This is a genomic window from Azospirillum sp. TSH20 (genome assembly GCF_003115935.1).
GTDB lineage: Bacteria > Pseudomonadota > Alphaproteobacteria > Azospirillales > Azospirillaceae > Azospirillum.
The window spans coordinates 1-24054 of the sequence record NZ_LGQU01000063.1; the positions used below are offsets into that span (position 1 = coordinate 1).

Consider the following 24054-nt stretch of genomic DNA (forward strand, 5'->3'; position numbering starts at 1 on the left):
GTCGGGCTACGCCCGTCCTCCGACACGACGGCGGCATTCCATTCTCATCCTGATTGTCGCCATTCTCACCGTGATTGTCGGGCCATAGAGGCGGGTGAAGGCCCGGTTGACATAGCGGATGACCGGCCCCGGCGCGGCAAGCGCCCGGTCGGTGACGATGACCGCTTGGTCCAGTCGGTCCCAGATCGGTTGGATTATCAACGGCTTGGCTTTGGAGCCCCGGAATCCCTGTACATCAGACATGGCGATGCAGTCCAATTCAAGACCAGCTGTCCACGGTGCATGATGTTGGGTCAGGACACCAGCATTTCCCATGAAATGCTAACTGTCGAGGTGCCAGATCATTTCGGTCATATGACTTCAGAGAAGCGATTCCGGTATTTGGATGCCGTTTGCGCCGCAGCGGCAAAAACACCGCGCATCCGGCAAATCTTTGCCGAAGTCAGTTATTCGGACTCCTATTCAGTTTGGTGTGAGGCGATGGGAAAAGCCCTAAGGGCGGCGCTGCGCACCCATGCGGAAGACGGGCGGAGCCGAAATTCCGACGGGCCGGAACCGGATCGTGTCTGAGGAGTTGGACTTGAAGCCAGTGCAGCCAGCCCCCTGAAAGTCATGACCGAATCGCAGAGAAAGACCGATCCCATGAGCATCGACGGATTGTCGGACGACAAGGACACCCCGCATTACGACGGCCCGGCCGGCGGCTGGGGCTCGGTCGGGTCGATGGCCCGCATCATGGGGGAGGAGCGGCCGACCCCCGCCGTGCTCGACACGCTGCGCCGGCAGAACAAGCCCGGCGGCTTCATGTGCGTGTCCTGCGCCTGGGCCAAGCCGGCCAAACCCCACACCTTCGAGTTCTGCGAGAATGGCGCCAAGGCGACGATCTGGGAACTGACCAGCCGGCGCTGCACGCCCGATTTCTTCGCGGAGCACACGGTTACCGAGTTGAAGGGTTGGAAGGATTACGACCTGGAACAGCAGGGGCGGCTGACCCACCCCATGCGCTATGACCGGGCCAGCGACCGCTATGTGCCCTGCGCGTGGGACGAGGCCTTCGCCGCCATCGGGGCGGAGTTGCGCGCCATCAACCCGGAACAGGCGGTGTTCTATTCGTCGGGCCGCGCCAGCCTGGAAACGTCGTATCTCTATGCGCTGTTCGCGCGGCTCTATGGGCACAACAATTTGCCCGACAGTTCCAACATGTGCCACGAGACGACCTCGGTCGGGCTGAAGAAGGTCATCGGCTCGCCGGTCGGCACCTGCGTGCTGGACGATTTCGACAGCTGCAACGCCATCTTCTTCTTCGGCCAGAACACCGGGTCGAACAGCCCCCGCCTGCTCCACCCGTTGCAGGACGCGGTAAAGCGCGGGGCGAAGATCGTCACCTTCAACCCCGTGCGGGAAAAGGGGCTGGAGAGCTTCCGCAACCCGCAAAGCCCGCTGGAGATGCTGACCGGCAAGGAAACGCAGATCTCCACTTTGTATTTCCAGGTTAAGGCCGGCGGCGACATCGCGGCGATCACCGGCCTGATCAAGCATGTGCTGGCGGCGGAGGAGGAGCGACAGAAGGAGGGCAAGCATGTCCTCGACCCCGACTTCATCGCCCAGCACACCGTCGGCTTCGAGGAGATGAAGGCGCGGGTGAACGCCATCGGCTGGGAGGAGATCGAAGAGGAATCCGGTCTGACCCGCGCCGACCTGAAGCAGGCCGCCGACATCTATGTCGAGGCCGACCGCTCCATCGCCATGTACGGCATGGGCCTGACCCAGCAGGTGCACGGGTCGGAGACACTGGCGGCGCTGGTCAATCTGTGGCTGCTGAAGGGCAACATCGGCCGCGACGGCGCCGGCATCTCCCCCGTGCGCGGGCATTCGAACGTCCAGGGGCAGCGCACCGTCGGCATTTCCGAAAAGCCGGAGCTGGTGCCGCTCGACCGGCTGGCCGAACTGTTCGGCTTCGAGCCGCCGCGCAAGGAGGGGCTGACCACCGTCAAGGCCTGCGAGAAGATCCTGTCGGGAGAGGTGAAGGCCTTCATCGGCCTCGGCGGCAACTTCGTCCGCGCCATCCCCGAGCGCGAACGGATGGAGGCGGCCTGGACGCGCATGCGCCTGACCGTGCAGATCGCCACCAAGCTGAACCGCAGCCACCTGATCAACGGCGAGGTCGCCTATCTGCTGCCTTGCCTCGGCCGGTCGGAAGAGGATGTGCAGGAGAGCGGTGCGCAGGCGGTGACGATGGAGGACAGCCTGAGCTGCATCCATGGCTCGCTCGGCAACAACACGCCGGCCAGCCCGCACCTGAAGTCGGAGGTCGCGATCGTCGCCGGCATGGCGAAGGCGACCCTGCCGCCCAACCCGAAGGTGACGTGGGACGCGTGGGTGGCCGATTACCGCCGCATCCGCGCGCTGATCGAGGAGACCTATCCCGATCAGTTCCACCGCTTCAACGAACGGGTCTTCACCCCCGGCGGCTTCTACCGCGGCAACCCGGCGCGCGAGCGGATCTGGAAGACGGAGTCCGGCAAGGCCCACTTCACCCCGCCGGGCCGCCTGCGCGCCATCGGCTTCGAGGATGCGCCGGGCCGCTGGCGGCTGATGACGTTGCGGTCGAACGACCAGTTCAACACGACGATCTACGGCTATTCCGACCGCCTGCGCGGGATCGAGGGCACCCGCGACGTGCTGCTGATGAACCCGCTGGACATTGCCGCGGCGGGCTTGAGCGAGGGTCAGGTGGTCGCGCTGGCGAGCGATGCCGGCGACGATGTCGACCGCCGGGTCGGCGGCCTGACGGTCACGCCCTTCCACCTGCCGCGCGGCTGCGTCGGGGCCTATTATCCGGAGATGAACCCGCTGATTCCGCTGTGGTATCACGACGAGGCGTCGAAGACGCCGGCGGCGAAGGGCGTGCCGGTGCGGATCCTTGCGGATGGGGTGGGGGCCGACGGGGCCTGAACGGCGGCCCGCCGATGCCGACGCGTTCCGCTGCGAAGCGGATCAGGTAAAGCTGTCGCCCAGCCCGAGATTCTTCAGGTTGAAGCCGGCATCCTTGCAGGTCTGGCGGAGCTTGCGGACGGCGGCCAGCAGTTCCTTGCTCTGGCTGAGCGTCGGCGAGGTGCGGAGAATCTGTGCGAACAGTTCCTGATTCATCTGGTATCTCAGCGTGTTCCTGGGGTCGCTTTCCAGATGAAGAAGGAACATGTCGTCGAAGATGTTGCTGTCGACGGTGCGGGACTTCGAAGTCTTGACGCGCTTGAACCAGCTCATGCTCTTCGCGAGCTTGGAGTTCTGCTCGACCGTCTTCATCTCGCTGGCGAGCTTTGGGTAGGCGGCGCTGTCATCGTCACGGTCGCCGAGAAACATCTTGAAGATGCACAGTGCCTTGGTCTTGGTCGGCTCGGCGCGGAAATCCAGCACCATCCAGGGAAACAGCACCCGTTTGAGACGGTCGATCGATGTCTCGACCGAATCCACATCCATGTTCTTGGCGATCGCCCCCTGGCTCCGCGACAAGGCGGCATAGACAAGGGCGCGCCGGGTATCCGCCGGAGCGAAGGCGATCTTCTGGGCAACGGACGTCACGATAAACCCTCCCTATCAAAGGGATATTTTCAGTCCGTCCGGGCTAACACACATAACTATGCAGACTCAATATGTTGCACACCTCAGGGGCGACGGATGACGGCCGCCGCCCCCCCGGCCACGTCAAGGCCCCTCAGTGCGCCTCTTCCCAATTGTCCCCAATCCCCGCTTCCGCCACCAGCGGAACACCGAGGTGCGCCGCCCCCTCCATCACCTCGCGCACGATCCGCGCGGCATCCTCCACCTCCGCTTCCGGCACTTCGAACAGCAGTTCGTCGTGCACTTGCAGCAGCATGCGGGCGTTGGAGCCTGCGGCCGCCAGCGCGCCCGGCATGCGGTTCATCGCGCGCTTCATGATGTCGGCGGCGGTGCCCTGGATCGGGGCGTTGATCGCCTGACGCTCGGCGAAGGCGCGGCGGGCGGCGTTCTTTTCCTGGATGCCGGGCATGTAGCAGCGGCGGCCGAACAGCGTCACAACATAGCCGTGCTGGCGGGCGAAGGCTTTGATCGACTCCATCCACACCTTCAACTCGTGGAAGCGCTCCAGATAGGTCTTGATGAAGGCGTTGGCCTCGCCGGGCGCGATGCCGAGCTGGCGGCCGAGGCCGAAGCCGGAGATGCCGTAGATGATGCCGAAGTTGATCGCCTTGGCCTTGCGGCGGATGTCCGGCGTCATCTGCTCCAGCGGGATGCCGAAGACCTGGGCGGCGGTGGCGGCGTGAATGTCCAGCCCGTCGCGGAAGGCGTCCTTCAACGCCTGGATGTTCGCCATCTCCGCCACCAGACGCAGCTCGATCTGCGAATAGTCGACGCTCAGCAGCTTGTGGCCGGGCGCGGCCACGAAGGCGCGGCGGATCTTCTTGCCCTCCTCCGTCCGCACCGGGATGTTCTGCAGGTTGGGGTCGGTGGAGGACAGGCGGCCGGTGTTGGTCGCCGCCAGCGCGAAGGCGGTGTGGACGCGGCCGGTGACCGGGGAAATCTTCTCCTGCAACGCGTCGGTGTAGGTGCTTTTCAGCTTGGCGAGCTGGCGCCAGTCGAGCACGCGCTGGGCGATGGTGTGGCCCTGCTCCGCCAGTTCCTCCAGCACGCTGCTGTCGGTGGAATAGGCGCCGGTCTTGCCCTTCTTGCCGGTGCCGAGCTTCAGCGTGTCGAACAGGATCTCGCCAAGCTGCTTGGGAGAGCCGATGTTGAAGGTCTGGCCGGCCAGCGTGTGGACGTCCTTCTCGATCTCGGCAAGGCGGACGGACAGGCTCTGCGACAGGTCGGACAGCGCCTTCTTGTCGATGCGCACGCCCGCCCGCTCCATGTCCGCCACCACCGGGACCAGCGGGCGGTCCAGCGTCTCGTAGACGGTGACCATGCGGTCGTCGACCAGACGCGGCTTCAGCAGCGTCCACAGGCGCAGCGTGATGTCGGCGTCCTCGGCGGCATAGGCCAGCGCCTTGTCCAGCGGCACGCGGTCGAAGGTGATCTGGTTCTTGCCGGTGCCGCAGACCTCCTTGAAAGGGATCGGCGTGTAGGCGAGATGCAGCTCCGCCAGCTCGTCCATGCCGTGGCCGTGCGAACCGCCCTCCAGCACGTAGGAGATCAGCATGCTGTCGTCCACCGGCGAGACCTTGATGCCGTTGCGGGCGAACAGCTGGTGGTCGAACTTGAAGTTGTGGCCGACTTTGAGGACCGACGGATCCTCCAGCACGTCCTTCAGGATCGCCATCGCCTCGGCCGTGGGGATCTGCTTGGGCGGCGGCGGGGCGTCGAAGTCCAGCTGCCCGGCGGCGGCGGTCGAGGCGCCATGGGCGAGCGGGATGTAGCAGGCGATGCCGGGCTCGGTGGACAGCGAGACGCCGACCAACGTGGCGGTGGCCGGGGTCAGGCTGTCGGTCTCGGTGTCGACCGCCAGCACGCCGGTCTCGCGCGCCCGCTCGACCCAGCGGCGCAGCGCGTCGGCGTCCTGCACCAGTTCATAGCGCACCTCCGGCACATGCAGCACCGTCTTGCGGGCCGGGCGGTCTTCCGCAGCCGTGCTTTCGGCAGGCGCCGGGTACTTCGACACGGGAGCGGCGGCGGCGGTGGGAGCGGCACCGCCGGCGGCCCCGTCGGCGATGCGGCCGTCCTTCTGCATCTCCATCTCGACGCGGGAGACGATGCTGCGGAAGCCCTGGGCACGCAGGAAATCGATCAGCTTCTGGTGGTCGGGCTCGCGCACGCGCAGCTCGTCCAGCGGCTTGGGCGGCGGCACCTGATCGTCCAGCAGGACCAGTCGGCGGGAGACGCGGGCGAGATCGGCGAACTCGATCAGCTTCTGGCGGCGGGCCGGCTGCTTGATCTTCTCGGCATTGGCCAGCAGGGCTTCCAGGTCGCCATATTCGGTGATGAGCTGGGCGGCGGTCTTCACGCCGATGCCGGGCACGCCGGGGACATTGTCGACGCTGTCGCCGGCCAGAGCCTGGACGTCCACCACCTTGTCCGGCGGGACGCCGAACTTCTCGAACACCTCGTCGGGGCCGATGGACTTGTTCTTCATCGGGTCGAACATGCCGACGCCGGGGCGGACCAGCTGCATCAGGTCCTTGTCCGACGACACGATGGTGACCGGGCGGCCGGCCTCCTGCGCCAGACGGGCGTAGGTGGCGATCAGGTCGTCGGCCTCGTAGCCCTCCAGCTCCAGACAGGGCAGGCAGAAGGCCTCCGTCGCCTCGCGGATCAGGGCGAACTGCGGCTTCAACTCCTCCGGCGGTTCCGGGCGGTGGGCCTTGTAGTCGGGGTAGAACTCGTTGCGGAAATTCAGCCGCTTGCTGTCGAAGACCACCGCCACGGCTTCCGCCTTGGCGTCGGCCAGCAGCTTCAGCAGCATGTTGGAGAAGCCCAGCACCGCATTGACCGGCGTGCCGTCCGGCCGCGTCAGCATCGGCAGCGCGTGGAAGGCGCGGAAGATGAAGCCCGACCCATCGACCAGATACAGGCCGCTGCCGTCGCCGCCCGGAGTGGCCTTGGCTTCGGTCGCGGTGTTCTCGGAGGCGGTGGCGCCAGCGGTTTCGGCGGTCATGGTGGTCTCTCGTCCCTTCCTTGCGGGCGCTACCATCGCCGAAGGAGGGCCGGGAGTCGAGTGTCGAGACCGGGGTAGAGCGCCCTCAGCCGGCGCTGTCCTCCACCGCGCTGGTCACCACCGGGCCGACGAAGGCATAGCCGACGCCGTGCACCGCCTGGACCGGCAGAGCGCAACCGCTGCGCTCCTCCACCTTGATGCGCAGGCGGCGGACCAGCGAGTCGATGGAGCGGCTGTAGGGGTCCCAGTCGCGGCCCGTCAGCGCCAGGGAGATGTCCTGACGGCTCACCGCCTCGCCGGGCGCGGTGACCAGCAGCGAGAGGAACTTGTACTCCGTCGCGGTCAGCGGAACGGCGGCGCCGGTCGGCGGCTGGATGCGCCATTCGATGTCGTCGAACAGCCAGGCCTTGCGCGAATCCGCAGGCGAAGCGCCGGCGGGCGCGGCGGGCGGCGCCTGGACATGGTCCGCGGCAGGCGGCGAATCGGCGCCCTTCTGCATCCGCCTCATCAGCGCCTTGATCTGCGCCTCCACCTCGCGGAAATCGACCGGCTTGACCAGATAGACGTCGGCGCCCAGTTCCAGCCCGATGACGCGGTCGATCAGGCTGGACCGCGCCGTCAGCATGATGATGGCGGCCGACGAGCTGGCACGGACGCGGCGGGCGACCGAAAAGCCATCCTCGTCCGGCAGGTTGATGTCGAGCACGATGACGTCGGCCGGTCCTGCGTCCAGCAGCCGGTCCAGCTCCGCACCGCGCGACGCCCCCCGCACCTCGAAGCCGCAGCGATCGAGATATTCGACAAGATCGTCACGAAGGTCGGCTTCGTCTTCGACCACAATGATCCGGGCCACGACGCCTCACGCCCCCATTCACATTCGTATGAGGTTATCTTAAACGCCCGGACGGGTTACGCAAACCCTATCAGACGAACGGAATAAACGAGACCGCGCAATATCAGTTCCGATCCCTTACCGATTGGATAGGTAGCGGTCGCCGACCGTCGCGGCATAGCGGGCCACCCACTCGCGGTCGATGGCGTCGATACGCCCCTTCGCCTTCAGCTCGGCAAAGCAGCGGTCGAAGTCGGCGCGCAGCGACTCGTCACGGAAAACCATGCTGTAGGGCGTCGGCGGGAAGATGGCGGTGAACTGCACCGGCTGGGCAGGATCGAACGGCAGCCCGCCGGCCGATTTCGCCTTTTCCTGAAGCTGGCGGTTGTATTCGGCGAAAATCAGGCCGTCGGCCAGCACCGCGTCCACCCGGCCGGCGAACAGCAGGTTGGAATGCACCATCTGGTCGGCGCGCTCGCGGAAATCGCCGAAGCTGGGGATCGCGGCGCGCAGGCCCGGCAGCACATCCGGCGCGCCGGAAAAGGTGATGACCCGCTTGCCCGCCAGATCGGCCAGCGACCGCACCGTCAGGCCGCTGCTTTTCAGCACCGAGGCGCCGTTCTGGTAATGGATATAGGGGACGGAGCGGGACCCCGGCATCTCCATTCCCGCCGGAACGGTGGTGACGGCATCCACCGGCCCGCCCGCCTGGACACCGTCGCGATAATCGTTCCAGTGGCGGCCGAAGGGGACAACCTTGAAATGCGCCTCATGCCCGCAGGTGGCCAGGGTTTCCTTGATGATGGAGGCCTCGCGCCCGGAGCCGTCGGCGGTCATCATCGGCGGCAGTTCCGGCGCCAGAATGGTCACCGAGCGGGCCGCCGCGGGCAGCGCCGCGGAAGCGAGGCCGATGACGAGGGCCAGGCGGGCCGCGACTCCTCCCGGGGCAGCAAATGCACGAACACCGAACGCCATCCTTCGCACTCCGTCCTTGCCAGCCTCAGCTCAAGTCCGCCGCAACCGCCGCGTCCGGCCAGGAGGCGACGGCCCCGGAAAGTAGCATGGGCGACGGCGCCGCCGTCCACGGAAATTCCCGCGTCCGGCAAAGGCTTCGACGACTTGAACGGGGCGTATGTTACAGTTCGTCGCAATTGGTTGGGATTGGTCGCCGGCCGTTGCCGGTCGTTCCCATTTTGTCGGCTGCTCCGACAATGAACACTCCTTTGCCAAATGTTATTTCAGGACTGAGTAAACCGGTCGTGCTATGGATAGGCTCATCGGCCACTCGCATGATGCCCGCCGGCTGGCTCGATGACTGTCGGCATGTTGCACGCGAGGGTGGATTTACTGATGGAAATGGGACTACCGCACCCCCGAACCTCCGGGACGGGGTTGGCATGAAACCCGCCATGAATGCAGAGGCCCCGATCGGCCGGGTCAGGAGGATGTGGATGAGCGTCACGGGATGGGACGACACCGAATCCTATACGCTTCGCGGCGCCGGCCCCCGTGGATCGGGTGACGAGGTCACCCGCGCCGGCGGATCGTCTCTGCTGACCCGCGTTATTCTGATGATCGTCGGCTGTACGCTGCTGGTCGGGCTGATCGCCATGGGCGTGTCGTCCGTGCTGGTCGGCCGGCAGCAGCGCGACGCGCTGACCCACCGCGCGACACTGGTCGGCACGCTGCAGGCCTCGGCCATGGGGCAGGCGGTGTGGGAGTTCGACACCCGCGCGGTGGAGGCGATGATCCGCGGCCTGATGGCCGAGGATCCGGCGGTGCGCAGCGTCAAGGTGTGGGCGGCGACCGGCGGACGCGGCGGCCATGGCGAACCGCTGGTGGAGCTGGACCGTCCGGCCGGGCGGGCGGAGCTGGCGACCGTCGAACGGCAGATCGTCATGTCCGGCAGCAACGGCGAGCGCACGATGGTCGGCCTGCTGCGCATGACCTATTCGCTGGAGGAGGCGGAAAGCGCCACCCTGACGGCGCTGGCGCCGATGGCGGGTCTCGTCATCTTCTCGCTTCTGGCGGTCATCGGCATGATCAGCGTGCTGCTGAACCGGCTGGTGCTGGCGCCGCTCGCCCGGCTGACGCGGTCGGCGGGGGCCATCGCCGCCGGCGACTATCGCGTGCGCCTGCGCAACACCCGCGCCGACGAGATCGGCCAACTGACCGTCGCCTTCAACCATATGGCGGAAACCGTCCACGACTATACCGAACGGCTGGAACAGCGCGTCGCCGAACGGACGGAGGAACTGCGCCAGTCCAATGAGCAGCTGGCGGTCGTCAACCGGCAGGTGATGGACAGCATCCAGTATGCAAGCCTCCTGCAGTCGGCCATCCTGCCGGACGAGCGCGAGATGGCGCGGCATCTGGACGGCGTCTGCGTGCTGTGGCGTCCGCGCGACGTGGTGGGCGGCGATTTCCACATCTTCCGCGAGTTGGAGGACGGCCGCTTCCTGATCGGCGTCGCCGACTGTTCCGGCCATGGCGTGCCGGGCGCCTTCATGACGATGACGGTGTCGGCCATCCTCGACCATGTGCTGTCGGAAACGCCGGACAGCGATCCGGCGGCGATCCTGGGCGGGCTGAACCGCATGGTGCGCGCGGCGCTGGCCCGCGGACGCGACAACCCGCGTTTCGACAACGGGCTGGACATCGGGCTGTGCCTGGTGCGGCCGGATCGCGGCGACCTGCTGTTCGCCGGCGGGCGAATCGGCCTGCACATCGTCGATCCCGGCACCGACAAGGTCGACGAGGTGAAGGGCGACCCGCAGAGCCTGGGCTATCGCCGCTCCGACATCGGCCATCGCTTCACCACCCACCGGGTGGAACTGGCGCCGGGCCGCAGTTTCTACCTGACCACCGACGGTTTCCTCGATCAGGCCGGCGGCGCCCGCGGCTTCGGCTTCGGCAACCGCCGCTTCAGCACCATGCTGCTGGCGCACGACGCGATCCCGATGGCCGAGCGCAGGACCGCCTTCGCACAGGCCCTGGCCGAGCATCAGGGCGAGCGGGCCCAGCGCGACGACATCACCCTGGTCGGCTTCACCGTTTCGCCGGCACTTGCGGCGGTGTCCGCGGCCGACGCATCCTCCTCCCACCCCGTCCACCCGTAAGGCAGGTCGTCAAAGTACGATGAAAGGCAACGAACTCTTCAACCTGCAGGAGCTGCTGTCGCGGCAGAAGCTGCTGATCTGCTTCAGCGGCCCCTTCAGCCACAGCGTCATCGAGGAGCTGGGCAAGGCGGTCCGCAACCATCTGGAAAATGAGCGGATCGAAAAGTCGGCGATCATGGACGTTTTCTCCGTCTATGTGGAGCAGGCGCAGAATGTCCGCAATTACACGGCATCACGCGAAGCGCTGGGCCGGCCGATCCCGGCCAACAGCGGCATCGTGGTGATCGGCAAGGAAGGCGACCATTACGCCGTCAGCTCCGGCAATCTGGTGGAGGCGGACGACGTGCCCGGTCTGTCGGCGATGCTGGAAAAGCTGCGCGGGCTGGACAAGGCCGGCCTCAAGGCGGTCTACAAGGAGCAGTCGCGCAAGCCGCGCGAGCCGGGCGCCAGCGGCGCCGGGCTGGGGCTGATCGACATGGCGCGCAAGGCCACCCGGCCGCTGGAATACTCGCTGCGCGCGGTGGACGACGCCTATTTCTTCTTCAGCCTTGAAGTCCAGCTATAAGAAATCACGGAACACGCATAATGGACAGTTTGCGGATCGAGGCAACCTCCTGCTCGCCCCTGATCGATTTCGATCCGGCGGCCGGGCTGCTGCGCATCGAAGGGGAATCCTATCCGGAGAACTCCTTCGACTTCTACGCGCCGGTGTTCAGCTGGCTGGAGGAGTATCTGAAGGCCCCCGCCCCGGCGGTGGTGCTGGACATCGGGCTGAGCTATCTCAACACCAGCAGCATCAAATGCATGATCGACGTGCTGGAGATGCTGGACGGCGCCCACCAGACGGGTCAGACGGTGTCGGTGCGCTGGCATTACGACAGCGACAACGACCGCGCGCTCGACATGGCCGAGGAATTTGCCGAGGACGTGTCGCTGCCTTTCGAAATTCTGGCGCACTGATCGCGCACTGAGCACCCGGGATGACGATGCGGTCGCAGGAACAGGAGCTTCGTCAGTGGGTTCAGCGGCTGGCCGAGGATCCGGCCAATGCCGACAACCCGCTGCTGGCGGAATTCCAGACGCTGGCGGAACGGCACGGCAAGCTTTTGCGCCAGTTCCGCAAGATCGCCAAGATCAGCGACCGCCTGCAGACCGAGACCAAGGAGATGGCGCTCCAGCAGCGCCAGTTCGTGCTGATGGTCAGCCACGAATTCCGCACACCGCTGGCGATCATCGACAGCGCCTCGCAGATGCTGGAGCTTGAGCCGAAGCTGCCGGTTTCGGCGATGCCGCGGGTGGGAAAGATCCGCAATGCGGTCCAGCGGATGCTGCACCTGATCGAACGCTGCCTGACCAACGACCGGCTGGGCACCGTGGCGGCGCGGCCGATGGCCTTCGACCTTGCGGCGATGCTGACCGCGCTGGTGGGCGAGGTGGGGGCGTCGGCCTGCGGCCACCGGGTCGAGCTGCATGGCGCCGATCGTCCGCTCCCGATCCCCGGCGACCGCGACCTTTTGGCGATTGTGTTTTCCAACCTGCTGGAGAACGCTGTCAAATACTCGCCGAACGGGGGGACGGTCCGTGTCGACCTCTCGGCCGGTGAGGGTCAGGTCACGGTGCGGATCACGGACGAGGGAATCGGCGTCAATGCTGCCGACGCGGCGCGGCTGTTCGACAAGTATTTCCGCGCGTCCAACGCCGCCGGCACGACCGGCGCCGGGCTTGGGCTCCACCTTGCCCGCTGCATCGTGGACACCCACGGCGGCGGCATTTCGGTGACGAGCGAACTGGGGCGGGGGTCGGCCTTCACCGTCCGGCTGCCGGTGCCGCGGGCCACGCTTCGGGCGACCGCTATCGCCCCGGTGGCAGAGGAGGCATCATGACCGGCGACACCAAATCCGCCGACACCGGGCTTGGCACCGGGCTTGAGGGCGCGACGGTGACGGGTTTGCCCAGGCGCTGGGCCTTGCGGCGGGGAACGGTGGGCATGATGCTGCAGGAGCAGAAGATCCAGGACTGGCTCGCCCGCCTTGCGGAGAACCCGGATTACGCCGCCCATCCGCTGATGGGGGAATTTCGCGCGCTCGCCGACGAGCATCTGAAGCTGATGCGACAGTTGACCAAGATCGCCAAGATCAGCGACCGCATGCAGACCGACACCCGCCAGATGGCGCGGGCGCTGCATGCCGCCTCGCAGACCGATCCGCTGACCGAGCTGCCCAACCGCCGCCAGATGATCGAACGGTTGGAGGCGGAGCTGTGCCGCGTCGGCCGTAACGGTGGCGCCTTCGCGCTCATCATGCTGGACATCGACCATTTCAAGGAAGTGAACGACGCCTTCGGCCATGCCGCCGGCGACCATGTGCTGGTGGAAACCGCCGGCCTGCTGCGGCGGAACCTGCGCGGGCACGATCTGTGCGCCCGCTGGGGCGGCGAGGAGTTCCTGATCCTGTTGCCCGACACCGATCAGATCCAGGCCGAAGCGGTGGCGGAAAAGCTGCGGGAGATCATCGCCCGCCATCCGATCGCGCATCAGGACCACGACATCGTCGTGACCCTGAGCCTGGGCGTCGCCACCTACCGCGACGGGCGGACGGCCGATGCCTGCATCCAGGCGGCCGACGATGCGCTGTACATCGCCAAGCGCGCCGGGCGCAACCGGTGGGCGGCAGCGGCCTAAGGCTGCGGAGACGTCGGCTCGGCAGCGGGGGCCGCAACCACGCCGATGTCCAGTTCCTCCAACTCCGCCAGGGCGCCGGCCATGCCGGTGGCGACCAGATTGGCGTCGGTCTCGGCGCTGGCGCGCTCCGGCACCTCGGCCTCCGGATGGGCGCTCCACAGGCAGAGCAGAATCGGCACGTGCGGACCGAAATGCAGGCGCAGGCGGCGCACCAGCCGCCGGCTGTGGCCGAGGGCGGACGGGTTGAGGGAGGACAGCACCACCGCATCCACCCCGGCGGTTCCCAGGCTGGCGATGGTGCGCGATGATACCTTCTCGCACGGCACGACATCGGTCCGGATGCCGCGGCCGGTCAGCAGATAGGCCAGAAGCCCGGCCGCCGCCTCGTCCAGATTGTTGCGGGCGCCGACACAGAGCACATGGGGCGCGTCGGCGGCCGGGGACACGCTGTCGCTCAACTCGTCCAGCAGGCTCGCCATGCCCTCGGCCACCGCCTGCCGGCCGTCCGGGTTCAGGGTGCCGCGCTGGCGGTCCTGCTCGGCCAGCGACAGGGCGGGAAGCAACAGGCCGTCGGCCAGTTCGACCGGGCTGCAGGCGCCGAGCCGCTCCTCGGCAAGCTCCGTAGCCTCGGTGGGATCGCGGGCGAGCAGGCGCTGGTACACCTTCGCCTCGTCGGGCAGGACGGGGCGGTCGCCCAGCATCACCTCCAGGAAATGCAGTTGCGGCACATGGCGGCCCAGCACGACGAGGCACACCGTCAGCGGCGTCGCCAGCAGCAGCCCGACGGGCCCCCACAGCGTCGTCCACACCACCGCCGCGACGATGATGGCGAGGGAGGACAGGCCGGTCGCCGTGCCGTAGAGCCAGGGTTCCACCACATTGTTGGAAAACAGCTCCACCGCCACGAACAGGGCGATGCACAGCAGCGGCAGGGTCCAGCCGGTGTCGACCGCGAAGGACAGCAGGATCGGAAAGGCCGACGCGATCACCGGCCCCAGGAACGGGATGAAGCGCAGAACCGTCGCCAGCAGTCCCCACAGCAGCGGGTTCGGCACGCCCAGCAGCCAGAGGCCGACGCCAATGGGAATGCCGTAGGTGACGTTCACCACCACCTGCATCAGCAGATAGCGGCTGACCCGCTCGCCGGCGTCGTTCATCGCCTCCGTCGTGCGGCTGAGGTCGCCGGACCCGACCAGACGGATCAGGCGGTCGCGCAGATCCTCCCGCTGCAGCAGCATGAAGATGGTGAAGACCAGCACCATGCCGGCCGTGGCGATGGGCGTCATCGCCGGACCGAGAAACCGGCTGGCGAGGTCGAACACGCCGGTGTCGGACTGGTCGATGCGCACCGGCACGGGTTCGCGGCGCGGCGGGGTGGCGGCGGGGCCGGCCTGCGGCGTGGGCGCGGCCGTGGTGCCCTGCAGCGCCGGCGGCGCGCTGCCGGTGGCGTTCTCCAGTTCCTGCTTGAGGTCGCGGAAGGCCTCCGTCGCCTGCTTGATGGCGCCGCGGTCGCCGGTCGATGCGGTGGCGCTGCGCAGGGATTGGATCTTGGTGTGGATGTTGCGCTGGTAGGTCGGCAGATTGTCGGCCAGATCACCAAGCTGGCTGCCCACCACCGCGCCGAAGCCGATGATGGCGAGGAACAGCAGGACCACCACCGCCAGCACCGACGGCACCCGACCAAGGCGCCAGCGCTCCAGACGGCTGACGATGGGCGTCAGCACGAAGCCGAGCAGCACCGCCAGGGCAATCGGCATCAGGATGTCCGCCGCCACATAGAGCGTCACCACGATCAGCGTGATGATCAGCAGGATGGTCTGGGTGGATGCGGGCGGAGCGGCCTTCGTCACCGCGATGGGGCGTGCCTGCAGCCGGCGGGCGGTGTCCTCGGCCATGGTCGTCGGGCTTTCAGAATGGGAGAATGCCCGACAGGAACACCGGCCGTGCCGCCACGTTCCCTGTTGCCGCTTTTCGAGGAGGCGCAGGCATTTCCGCGTGGGAAGACACCGGTCCGGTGAGGGCTCTGGACAAGGCGCGTTTCGGTGTCATCTTCGGCACGGGCACGCGGACAATTAGGGTGGACAGGGGAAAGCGAAGTCCATGCGCTGGTTCATTCTTGCCATCCTGTTCATCGCCCGCACCTGCATGGCGCTGGAATTCCAGATCCTCGGCGCCGTAATGCCGTTCGCACGGGTGGATTTGGACAGCGACTATGCCGCGATGGGCCAGTTGATGGGCCTGTTCATGCTGCCGGGCATCGTGCTGGCCTTGCCGGCGGGCATGCTGAGCAGCCGGTTCGGGCTGAAGCGGCTGGCGGTCTTCAGCCTGCTTTTGCTGGCCGGCGGCAGCGCGCTGTTCTCGGTCAGTCACGATTATGGCACCGCCCTGGCCGGGCGTCTGGTCGGCGGGGCCGGCAACGCGGTGCTCAGCGTGCTGGTGTCGGCGATGGTGGCCGAATGGTTCCGCGACCGCGATCTGTCGACGGCGCTGTCCATCGTGTTCATCAGCTGGCAATTCGGCCTCGCCGTCGCGCTGGCGGTGTTCCCGGCGATCGCGGAGGCGGCGTCCTGGCGTTGGGCCTGCCATCTGACGACCCTGGTCTGCCTGACGGTGGCGGTTCTGGTGGGGCTGACCTACCGCTCGCCCGCCGGCACCGCCACGGCCACCGCCATAGGGCGGCGGAGCATGCCCAGCCTGCGCCTGGTCGCCCGGCGGCAGAGCATTCTTCCGACCCTGGCCGGCATCATCTGGACCGCCTACAATGTCGGACAGGTGATTTTCCTGACCTATGCGCCGGCCCTGCTGGCCTCCACCGGCATGTCGGTGACCGAGGCGTCACGCACCGTCAGCCTGACCGTGTGGGTGACCATGGCGACCATGCCGCTGGGCGGTCTGCTGACCGACCGTTGCGGCCGGCCGCTGATGCCGGTGGCGGTCGGATCGCTGGGTGCCGCGGCGGCGGGGATGGCCTTCAGCCTGGGGGCGCCGCCGGTGGCGAGCTGCATCGCCGCCGGCCTGTTCCTCGGCCTGCCGGCCGGCGGCATCCTGGCCCTGCCCGCCCGCCACTCCGCCCCGGGCGAGACGGCATGGTCGCTGGGCTGGTTCATGACCGTCTTCTATATCCTGATGACGCTCATCCAGATGCTGGCCGGCCTGATCCGCGACCGGACCGGCAGCGACCTCGTCACCGTCGAGTTCGGCTGCGCGCTGCTGGCGCTGGTCGCCGTCGGACTGATTCCATTCGAACTGGCACGCCGCGCCTTGCGGCCGTCCCCCGCCATGGCGGCCTGACGGGCCGGATCAAAGCACCGGTTTCAGGGAAGCGGCTGCTGCTGGGTGATGCAGTGGATGCCGCCGCCGCCGCGCACGATGTCCAATGCTGCGATCTGCACCACCTCGCGGTCGGGGAAGGCCTTGCGGACGACGCGGAATGCCTCGTCGTCGGCCGGGTCCTCGAAGGCCGGCATGACGATGCCGCCGTTGGCGATGTAGAGGTTGGTGTAGGACAGGGTCAGGCGCACGCCGCTCACGTCGCGGCGGGCCGGCTGCTGGATCGGGATGACCTCCAGCGCGCGGCCCTTCGCGTCGCGGGCACGCTTCAGCCGGTCGAGATTGTCCTGGAAGATCTTGAAGTTGGGATCGCCGGGATCGTCGGTGGTGATCGCCATCACCACGCCGGGACGCACGAACAGTGCAATCTCGTCGATGTGGCCGTCGGTCTCGTCGTCCTGATAGCCCTGCCCCAGCCAGATCACCGTCTCGACGCCGAGATGGTCCTTCAACTGCCGCTCGATCTCCTCGCGCGACAGGCCGGGATTGCGGTTGGGGTTGAGCAGGCATTGCTCGGTGGTGATCAGCGTCCCCTCCCCGTCCACATGGAAGGAGCCGCCCTCCATCACCAGCGGAGCGGAGAAGCAGGGGAGCTTGAGGTGGTCGAGGATCAGGCGGCCGACCTGCTGGTCCTTCTCGCAGCCCTCGTAATTGCCGCCCCAGGCGTTGAAGCCCCAATGGACGCCGGCCAGCCCGCCCTTGCCGTCGATAACGAAGCTGGGGCCGGTGTCGCGGATCCAGGAATCGCTGATCGGCAGCGGCAGGATCTGGATGCCGGCACCGCAGGCGAGCGAGGCCTCCGCCACATCCGCCGGGTCGCACACCATCGTCACCGGCTCGAAGCGGGAGATGGCCTGCGCGACCTCGGCGTAGGCGTCGCACGCGGCGTCGAAGGCACCCTCCGGCCAGGTTTCCGGCCGGCACGGCCACGCCATCCAGCAGCCGCTGTGGCGCGCCCATTCGCCGGGCATGTGGAAGCCTTGGCCCGTCGGCATCGGGGCGTTCGGTGTCGTCATGCGTCGATCCCCCTACCCTTTTTTAAAAGTCCCTGCCCGTCGCGGCGGCCGCGTGACTCGAAACCGCGAGCCTCAAACCGCAAGACTGGGACATTTTCCGTCCCGGTCCACCCTAACCACGGGAGCGCGCGTTTGGCAATCGCGTCCACGGCAGCCGGCACTTGGCCTTATGGCAGAGGAACTTTTGAAAGAACGCGACATCGGGTCGCGTCGGCATGCCGGGAGGGGGCCGGCATGAGGGCCATCGGCGGCCGATCAGGCGCCGGACGGCGGGCGCAGGGCGCGGCGGGCGGTGACCGTACGGGTGGTCGAATAAGCACTGGAAACGGGATTGAAAAATCCGAGTCTCAACAAGGGGAACCACAGGAGCGCGCGCATGGCACGGCCTCTTTCGCTGTTGCAGATGGCTTCAACATAGCAAAAGAAGCAGGCAATTGCCATCCATGGCGGCAGGTTTCTCCTCTGCGCGGACGGATGGGGTGCCGGGATCGTCTATGGACCGGCCGGGCTATGGCGTCCGGCCGGTCCATAAAACTCCATCAGCCGTTCTGAATCGCCATCTGCTCGTCGCGTTTGCGCTGGCGTTCCTGGCGGGCCATGACGATGCTGGCGACGAAGATGCCGGTCGCCACCACCAGCACCATCAGGGTGGCCAGCGCGTTGATCTGCGGGCTGATGCCGAACTTCACGCTGGAGAAGATCACCATCGGCAGCGTCGTCGATCCGGGGCCGGAGACGAAGCTCGCCACCACCACGTCATCCAGCGACAGGGTGAAGGCCAGCAGCCAGCCGGCGACCAGCGCCGGGGCGATCAGCGGCAGGGTGATGACGAAGAACACCTTGGCCGGACGGGCGCCCAGGTCCATCGCCGCCTCCTCCAGGCTGCCGTCCATGCCGGCCAGCCGCGACTGGATGACCACCGCGACGTAGGACATGGTGAAGGTGGTGTGGGCGATGGTGATGGTGGTGACGCCGCGCCCGTCGGGCCAGCCCACCCATTGCTCCATCGCCACGAACAGCAGCAGCAGCGACAGGCCGGTGATGACCTCCGGCATGACCAGCGGCGCGGTGATCATGCCGCCGAACAGCGTCCGACCGCGGAACCGCCCGAAGCGGGTCAAAGCCAGCCCGGCGCAGGTGCCCAGCAGCACCGCCAGCGTCGCCGACACCGCCGCCACCTGGAAGGACAGCAGGGCGGCGTCCAGCAGCGTGTCGTTGTGGATCAGCTCCCCATACCATTTGGTCGAGAAGCCGGCCCACACCGTCACCAGCCGCGACTCGTTGAAGCTGAAGACGATCAGCAGCGCGATGGGGACATAGAGGAAGGCATAGCCGAACAGCAGCGCCCAGGACAGGAAGCCGAACCGTTTCATCGCCCGGCCTCCGCCTGTTTGCCCTGCACATGCTGGAAGATCATGATCGGCACCACCAGGACCAGAAGCAGGGCAATGGCGACGGCCGACGCCACCGGCCAGTCGCGGTTGGCGAAGAACTCGTTCCACAGCACGCGGCCGATCATCAGCGTGTCGGGACCGCCCAGCAGTTCCGGCGTCACGAACTCACCCACCGCCGGGATGAAGACCAGCAGTGACCCGGCGATGATGCCCGGCAGCGACAGCGGCAGCGTGATCTGCAGGAAGGACTTGAAGGGACGGGAGCCGAGGTCGGCCGCCGCCTCCAGCAGGCTGGGGTCCATCTTCTCCAGGGTGGAATAGAGCGGCAGCACCATGAAGGGCAAGTAGCAGTAGGTCATGCCGATGTAGACCGCCCAGTCGGAATAGAGGATCTCCACCGGGCCGCTGGTGATGCCCGCCCATTCCAGCAGGTTGCTGATGACGCCGTTGCCCTTGAGGATGCCGATCCAGGCATAGATGCGGATCAGGAAGCTGGTCCAGAAGGGCAGGATCACCAGCATCATCAGCGGCCCGCGCCGCGCCGGGTCGGCCTTGGCGATGGCATAGGCCATGGGATAGCCGATGAGCAGGCACAGCAGCGTGGTGACCGCCGCGATCTTCAGCGAGTTCAGGTAGGCGAGGATGTAGAGGTCGTCCCCGCCCAGCCGGAAGTAATTGCTGATGTTCAACAGGATCTGCAGCTTCGAGGTGCCGGCATCCTCGTCGGTCAGCCACTCCACCAGCGACGAATAGGGCGGCTGGGCGATGATCGATTCGGAGAAGCTGATGCCGAAGACGATCAGGAAGGGCACCAGGAAGAACAGCATCAGCCACAGATAGGGGACGGCGACGACCACGCCGCGGCCCCACAGCCCGATCCGGCTGAGGCCAGAAACGAGAATGGCGACGACCGCCCTCATTGGGTCAGCACCACGCCGGCGAAGGGGCGCCAGGTCAGGGTCACCTCGTCCTCCCAGGTGATCGGCATTTCGGTGCGGCGGGTGACGTTGGGGGCGGTGACGCGCACCGTCTTGCCGGTCGGCAGCTGCACCAGATAGATCGACACGTCGCCGAGATAGGCGATCTCGCGCACGATGCCGGTGGTCTGGTTGCGGCCGTCACCGCCGGCGACCGGGTCTTTCGACAGGGCGATCTTCTCCGGCCGGATGGCGACGGAGACGGGGGAGCCGGCCGGCGCCGGGGTGGCGTGGGCGATCAGCAGCTCGCAGCCGGCCTCCTCCGACGCGACGATGACCTGATCGCCGTCGGTGGAAACGACGCGGCCGTCGAACATGTTGATGGAGCCGATGAATTCGGCGACGAAACGGCTGTGCGGATATTCGTAGATCTCGGTCGGCGTGCCCACCTGCGCGATGACGCCGTGGTTCATCACGGCGATGCGCGAGGACATGGTCATCGCCTCTTCCTGGTCGTGGGTGACGACGATGAAGGTGACGCCCAGCTTTTCCTGAATGTTGACCAGTTCGAACTGCGTGCGTTCGCGCAGCTTCTTGTCCAGCGCGCCCAGCGGCTCGTCCAGCAGCAGCAGCTTCGGCCGCTTGACCAGCGAGCGGGCGAGCGCCACGCGCTGGCGCTGGCCGCCGGACAGCTGGTGCGGACGGCGCTTGCCGAAGGCCGACAGCTGGACCATTCCCAGCATCTCCGCCACCCGGTCGCGGATCTCCGCCTTCGCCACCCCGTCCTGTTTCAGGCCGAAGGCGACGTTCTGCTCCACCGTCATGTGCGGGAACAGGGCGTAGGACTGGAACATCATGTTGACCGGCCGCTCATAGGGCGGGATGCCGGCCATGTCGACGCCGTCGATGAAGATCTTGCCTTCCGTCGGCTGCTCGAACCCCGCCAGCATGCGCAGCAGAGTCGTCTTGCCGGAGCCGGAACCGCCGAGCAGAGCGAAGAACTCGTTGCGATAGATCGACAGGCTGACCTCGTCCACCGCGACGAAGTCGCCGAAGGTCTTCGTCACCTTCTCGATTCGGACATACGGCGTCTGGCCCGCGTCCTGCCACGGTTCCAGACGGGTGGGTTTGCGAATCGGCTGACCGGCCATCCGGGTTCCTCTTTCATGACGACGCCCCGGCCGCTCCCCATCGCTGGGGATCGGCCGGGGCGGGCCAGCGCCACAGATCGGCGCCTCGTTGGGAGCGGCTTACTTGCCGGTCTTGACCTTGGTCCACACGCGGGTGCGGGCGCGGTCGGTGGTCTGCTTGATCTGCTTCAGCGAGAACAGCTTCACCTTGCTGTCGGCCGGCAGGAAGATGCCGGGGTTCGACTTGATGTCGTCGGCCACCATCGGCAGCGAGGCCGGCACCGCGTTGGCGTAGCTGACCTTGTTGGAGATGTTGGCCATGTTGGCCGGGTCGAGCACGAAGTTGATGAACTCGTACGCGCCCTCCTTGTTCGGCGCGTCGGCCGGGATCGCCAGCGTGTCCCACCAGACCTGCACGCCTTCCTTCGGCGTGATGTATTCGACCTTGGCGCTCTTGGCCTCAGCGGCGCGGGCGGCGCCCTGGATGGCGTCGCCGTTGTAGGCCATCACGACGCAGGCGTCGCCGCCGGCCAGGATGTTGATGTTCTCACCGGTGACGAACCGCTTGATGTAGGGGCGGACCGCCATCAGCGTCTTTTCGACCTTCTCCAGATCCTCCTTCTTCTCGGAATTCGGATCGAGGCCGAGGTAGTTCAGCACCGACGGGATGACGTCGATGGCCGAATCCATCACGGTGATGCCGCAGGCCGAAACCTTCTTCGCCACTTCCGGCTTGAAGATCAGGTCCCAGCTGTCGAGCGCCACGTCGGGGGCGACGGCCTTGATCTTTTCCGGGATGATGGCGATGCCGACGGTCCCGCCGAGATAGGGCACGGCGTACTTGTTGCCGGGGTCCGAATTCTCCAGCAGCTTCAGGACCTTCGGGTCGACGTTCTTGTAGTTGGGGATCTTCGACTTGTCGAGCGGACCCACAACCTTGGCCTGGATCAGGCGGGACAGGGTCGGCTCGGCGGTCGGCACGATCACGTCATAGCCGGACTTGCCGACGAGCACCTTCTGCTCCAGCAGTTCCAGGCTGTCATACAGGTCGACCTTCGTCTCAGCGCCCGTGGCCTTGGTGAAGTCGGCGAGGGTCGTTTCACCCAGATAATCGTTCCAGATGTAGATGTTGACCGGCTTCTTGGCCTGGGCCATCGCCGGGCCGGCGATGGCAATCGCCGCGACCGCGCCGATGAGGCTGAGAGCGAGTTTTTTCATGATTTGCCCCGACCTGTTCGTGAGTGTTGCGGGCGCCGCCACATCCCAACGGCATACCCGGCTCGCGGGCGCTATTGCACCCACGGCCGGGCATGTTGTCAACGGTTTGGGTCGAGGTCGGGAGCCGGTTTCCGGGCGGCGGCCATCTGCCCGAAGCCGTGCCCGATCAACCGACTATCCGGGGAGCGCCGCCGCGGATTGCTTGGCCGCGGATTGCCTCTGCGCCCGGGCCTCGTCCAGCACGCGTTGGGTCTCGAAGATCAGGGCGCGGCGCCGCGCGCTGTCGATCTCGTGCTGCGCCGCCGCCGCCGCGACGTCGGCGCCGCAATGGGGGCAGTCGGTCTCGTGCGGCCAGATATACTGGTTGCAGCCGCGGCAGAGCGTCAGGCTGGGCGGCACCACGCCGCCTTCGGGGGAGTGTTCGTAGGCGTGGCGATGCACCGTCGCCGGGTCGCGCTCCGGCAGGCCGGGCGATTCGGCGCCGGGGATCGGCTCGGTGATGAGCGCGAACTCGCCGATGGCGAAGGCCTCGTTCGGCGCGTCCTTGATCTTCACCACCCGTTCGCGCAGGCCATGCCTGGCGAGGTCGAGCACCCGGTAATGGCAGTAGGGGTTGTTGCCGCGCTTGCCCAGCAGCGATTCGGAGGTCCAGGTGCAGCCGGCGCGGCAGATGTCGGCGTAATAGCAGGTGCGGCAATAGCCCCACAGCTCGTCCACCGACCGCAGGCGGCCGAACTGCATCCGGTCGGCATGGCGCCAGATGTCCTCCACGCTCATCTCGCGGATGTTGCCGGCGGCATAGAGGGAGGTCGCCAGCGACGGGCAGCCCTTCAGGGTGCCGTCCGCTTCGATGCCGATGCCGATCTGCCCGGCGGCGCAGCCGGACCAGTGCATCCGGTCGTCGCCCAGGCCGCGCCAGATATGCTCGTAGGGGCCGTAATAGCCGACATTGTTGCCGACCACCATCAGCAGCCCGCGCTCCAGCCCCTCGCGGTAGAGGCGGGCCAGCAGCGGCATGACGTCGAGAAGGCGGTGGGGCTGCAGCAGCAGGTCCGGATTGTCGACGGCGTTGCCCATCGCGACGGTGAACTGGATCTGCCAGTGGGTGGCCCCGGCCTCGATGATCCGGTTCATCAGCTCCGGCAGATGGTCGGGGGTTTCGGGTCCGATCTGGGTGTTGACCGACACCGCCAGCCCGCGCTCCTTGGCGCGGCGCAGGGCGCTCAACGCCTGATCGTAGGAGCCGGGAACGCCGCGCACCCGATCGTGCAGGTCGGGCAGCCCGTCGATCGAGACGCCGATCGCCTGGAGCCCGGCCTCCACCGCCTCGTCCAGCCGGCGATCGGTCAGGTTGCGGCCGCCGGTCTGCACGGCGGTCCTGATGCCATGGCTGCGGCAGCGCCGGATGATCTCAACCCAATCCTTGCGCAGATAGGCCTCGCCGCCGATCAGCGAAATCTCGCGGGTGCCGAGCGCAGCCAGACGGTCGACGAGGTCCAGCGCCTCCTCGGTGCTCAGCTCGTCCGGCCGCGGCCGGCCGGCGCGCGATCCGCAATGCTGGCATTTCAGATTGCAGGCGAGCGTGGTTTCCCAGACCACCAGGACCGGGACCAGCTTGCGGAAATCGTCCTCAAAACAATAGCGCGCCGGCACGGACGCCGACTGATCCGGGGGCTGATCCGGGGGCTGATCCGGGGAGCGGTGCACGACGCCAATTACGATAACCGCCTAACGACGATTGGAATGGCCGGAAGACGGCCCCGTCATCAGCCTCTCCCCCGTGATCACGG

Annotated in this window: 19 protein-coding genes; 8 read left to right on the forward strand and 11 right to left on the reverse strand. The window is 66.9% G+C overall.

Features of this window, described 5'->3' with window-relative positions:
• On the forward strand, nucleotides 1-570 hold a 570-nt coding region (locus TSH20_RS35465), incomplete at its 5' end, for a hypothetical protein (protein ID WP_211100359.1).
• A gap of 72 nt (nucleotides 571-642) precedes the next feature.
• Nucleotides 643-2955, forward strand: coding sequence for an FdhF/YdeP family oxidoreductase (locus tag TSH20_RS17790; protein ID WP_109075980.1), 2313 nt, complete (start codon nucleotides 643-645; stop codon nucleotides 2953-2955).
• A 42-nt stretch (nucleotides 2956-2997) separates the two neighbouring features.
• Here TSH20_RS17790 and TSH20_RS17795 read toward each other — a convergent pair whose 3' ends face one another.
• The 4 genes from TSH20_RS17795 to TSH20_RS17810 form a co-directional block, all read right to left on the reverse strand.
• Complete coding sequence (locus TSH20_RS17795) at nucleotides 2998-3582, reverse strand: hypothetical protein (RefSeq protein WP_109075963.1); 585 nt, start codon at nucleotides 3580-3582, stop codon at nucleotides 2998-3000.
• Between the two features lie 133 nt (nucleotides 3583-3715).
• Complete coding sequence (gene polA / locus TSH20_RS17800; RefSeq protein WP_109075964.1) at nucleotides 3716-6628, reverse strand: DNA polymerase I; 2913 nt, start codon at nucleotides 6626-6628, stop codon at nucleotides 3716-3718.
• Nucleotides 6629-6713: 85 nt separating this feature from the next.
• On the reverse strand, nucleotides 6714-7481 hold the full coding sequence (locus TSH20_RS17805; protein ID WP_109075965.1) for a response regulator transcription factor: 768 nt from the start codon (nucleotides 7479-7481) through the stop codon (nucleotides 6714-6716).
• Between the two features lie 117 nt (nucleotides 7482-7598).
• Nucleotides 7599-8435, reverse strand: coding sequence for a transporter substrate-binding domain-containing protein (locus TSH20_RS17810; protein ID WP_109075966.1), 837 nt, complete (start codon nucleotides 8433-8435; stop codon nucleotides 7599-7601).
• Between the two features lie 476 nt (nucleotides 8436-8911).
• Here TSH20_RS17810 and TSH20_RS17815 point away from each other — a divergent pair, with 476 nt between their 5' ends.
• Genes TSH20_RS17815 through TSH20_RS17835 form a run of 5 tightly spaced genes read left to right on the forward strand, consistent with a single transcriptional unit; the run spans nucleotide 8912 to nucleotide 13259 of the window.
• Entirely contained in the window at nucleotides 8912-10579 is a 1668-nt protein-coding gene (locus tag TSH20_RS17815; protein WP_109075967.1) for a SpoIIE family protein phosphatase, read from the forward strand.
• Nucleotides 10580-10598: 19 nt separating this feature from the next.
• Nucleotides 10599-11144, forward strand: a complete 546-nt coding sequence (locus tag TSH20_RS17820) for a SiaB family protein kinase (RefSeq protein WP_109075968.1) — start codon at nucleotides 10599-10601, stop codon at nucleotides 11142-11144.
• Between the two features lie 20 nt (nucleotides 11145-11164).
• Nucleotides 11165-11539: a biofilm regulation phosphoprotein SiaC gene (siaC, locus tag TSH20_RS17825; protein WP_109075969.1), complete on the forward strand. Its 375-nt coding sequence runs from the start codon at nucleotides 11165-11167 to the stop codon at nucleotides 11537-11539.
• 20 nt (nucleotides 11540-11559) lie between these two features.
• Nucleotides 11560-12462 carry a HAMP domain-containing sensor histidine kinase gene (locus TSH20_RS17830; RefSeq protein ID WP_109075970.1) on the forward strand — a complete coding sequence of 301 codons (903 nt, stop codon included), beginning with the start codon at nucleotides 11560-11562 and terminating at the stop codon, nucleotides 12460-12462.
• Complete coding sequence (locus TSH20_RS17835) at nucleotides 12459-13259, forward strand: GGDEF domain-containing protein (protein ID WP_109075971.1); 801 nt, start codon at nucleotides 12459-12461, stop codon at nucleotides 13257-13259. Before TSH20_RS17830 ends, TSH20_RS17835 begins: the two co-directional genes overlap by 4 nt.
• Here the strand turns inward: TSH20_RS17835 and TSH20_RS17840 are convergent.
• Nucleotides 13256-15154 (reverse strand): AI-2E family transporter, encoded by a 1899-nt coding sequence (locus tag TSH20_RS17840; RefSeq protein ID WP_109075972.1) that lies wholly within the window; start codon nucleotides 15152-15154, stop codon nucleotides 13256-13258. The two genes, TSH20_RS17835 and TSH20_RS17840, sit on opposite strands and share 4 nt — an antisense overlap.
• Before the next feature lie 205 nt (nucleotides 15155-15359).
• Here TSH20_RS17840 and TSH20_RS17845 point away from each other — a divergent pair, with 205 nt between their 5' ends.
• Nucleotides 15360-16550, forward strand: coding sequence for an MFS transporter (locus tag TSH20_RS17845; protein WP_109075973.1), 1191 nt, complete (start codon nucleotides 15360-15362; stop codon nucleotides 16548-16550).
• Nucleotides 16551-16573: 23 nt separating this feature from the next.
• Here TSH20_RS17845 and TSH20_RS17850 read toward each other — a convergent pair whose 3' ends face one another.
• The 6 genes from TSH20_RS17850 to TSH20_RS17880 all read right to left on the reverse strand — a co-directional run bounded on the left by TSH20_RS17850 (nucleotide 16574) and on the right by TSH20_RS17880 (nucleotide 23917).
• A complete protein-coding gene (locus TSH20_RS17850) occupies nucleotides 16574-17605 on the reverse strand; it encodes an agmatine deiminase family protein (protein ID WP_109075974.1) in 1032 nt (343 codons plus the stop codon).
• A 539-nt stretch (nucleotides 17606-18144) separates the two neighbouring features.
• Complete coding sequence (locus TSH20_RS17860; protein ID WP_085085738.1) at nucleotides 18145-18978, reverse strand: ABC transporter permease subunit; 834 nt, start codon at nucleotides 18976-18978, stop codon at nucleotides 18145-18147.
• On the reverse strand, nucleotides 18975-19919 hold the full coding sequence (locus TSH20_RS17865) for an ABC transporter permease subunit (RefSeq protein WP_109075976.1): 945 nt from the start codon (nucleotides 19917-19919) through the stop codon (nucleotides 18975-18977). Before TSH20_RS17865 ends, TSH20_RS17860 begins: the two co-directional genes overlap by 4 nt.
• Nucleotides 19916-21067 (reverse strand): polyamine ABC transporter ATP-binding protein, encoded by a 1152-nt coding sequence (gene potA / locus TSH20_RS17870; protein ID WP_109075977.1) that lies wholly within the window; start codon nucleotides 21065-21067, stop codon nucleotides 19916-19918. The genes TSH20_RS17865 and potA overlap by 4 nt, the downstream gene beginning before the upstream one ends.
• A 99-nt stretch (nucleotides 21068-21166) precedes the next feature.
• A complete protein-coding gene (locus tag TSH20_RS17875) occupies nucleotides 21167-22264 on the reverse strand; it encodes an extracellular solute-binding protein (RefSeq protein ID WP_109075978.1) in 1098 nt (365 codons plus the stop codon).
• A 174-nt stretch (nucleotides 22265-22438) separates the two neighbouring features.
• The gene (locus tag TSH20_RS17880) at nucleotides 22439-23917 is read right to left on the reverse strand and encodes a GDL motif peptide-associated radical SAM/SPASM maturase (RefSeq protein WP_247871591.1); all 1479 of its coding nucleotides are present in this window, start codon (nucleotides 23915-23917) and stop codon (nucleotides 22439-22441) included.
• Nucleotides 23918-24054: the final 137 nt, after the last annotated feature.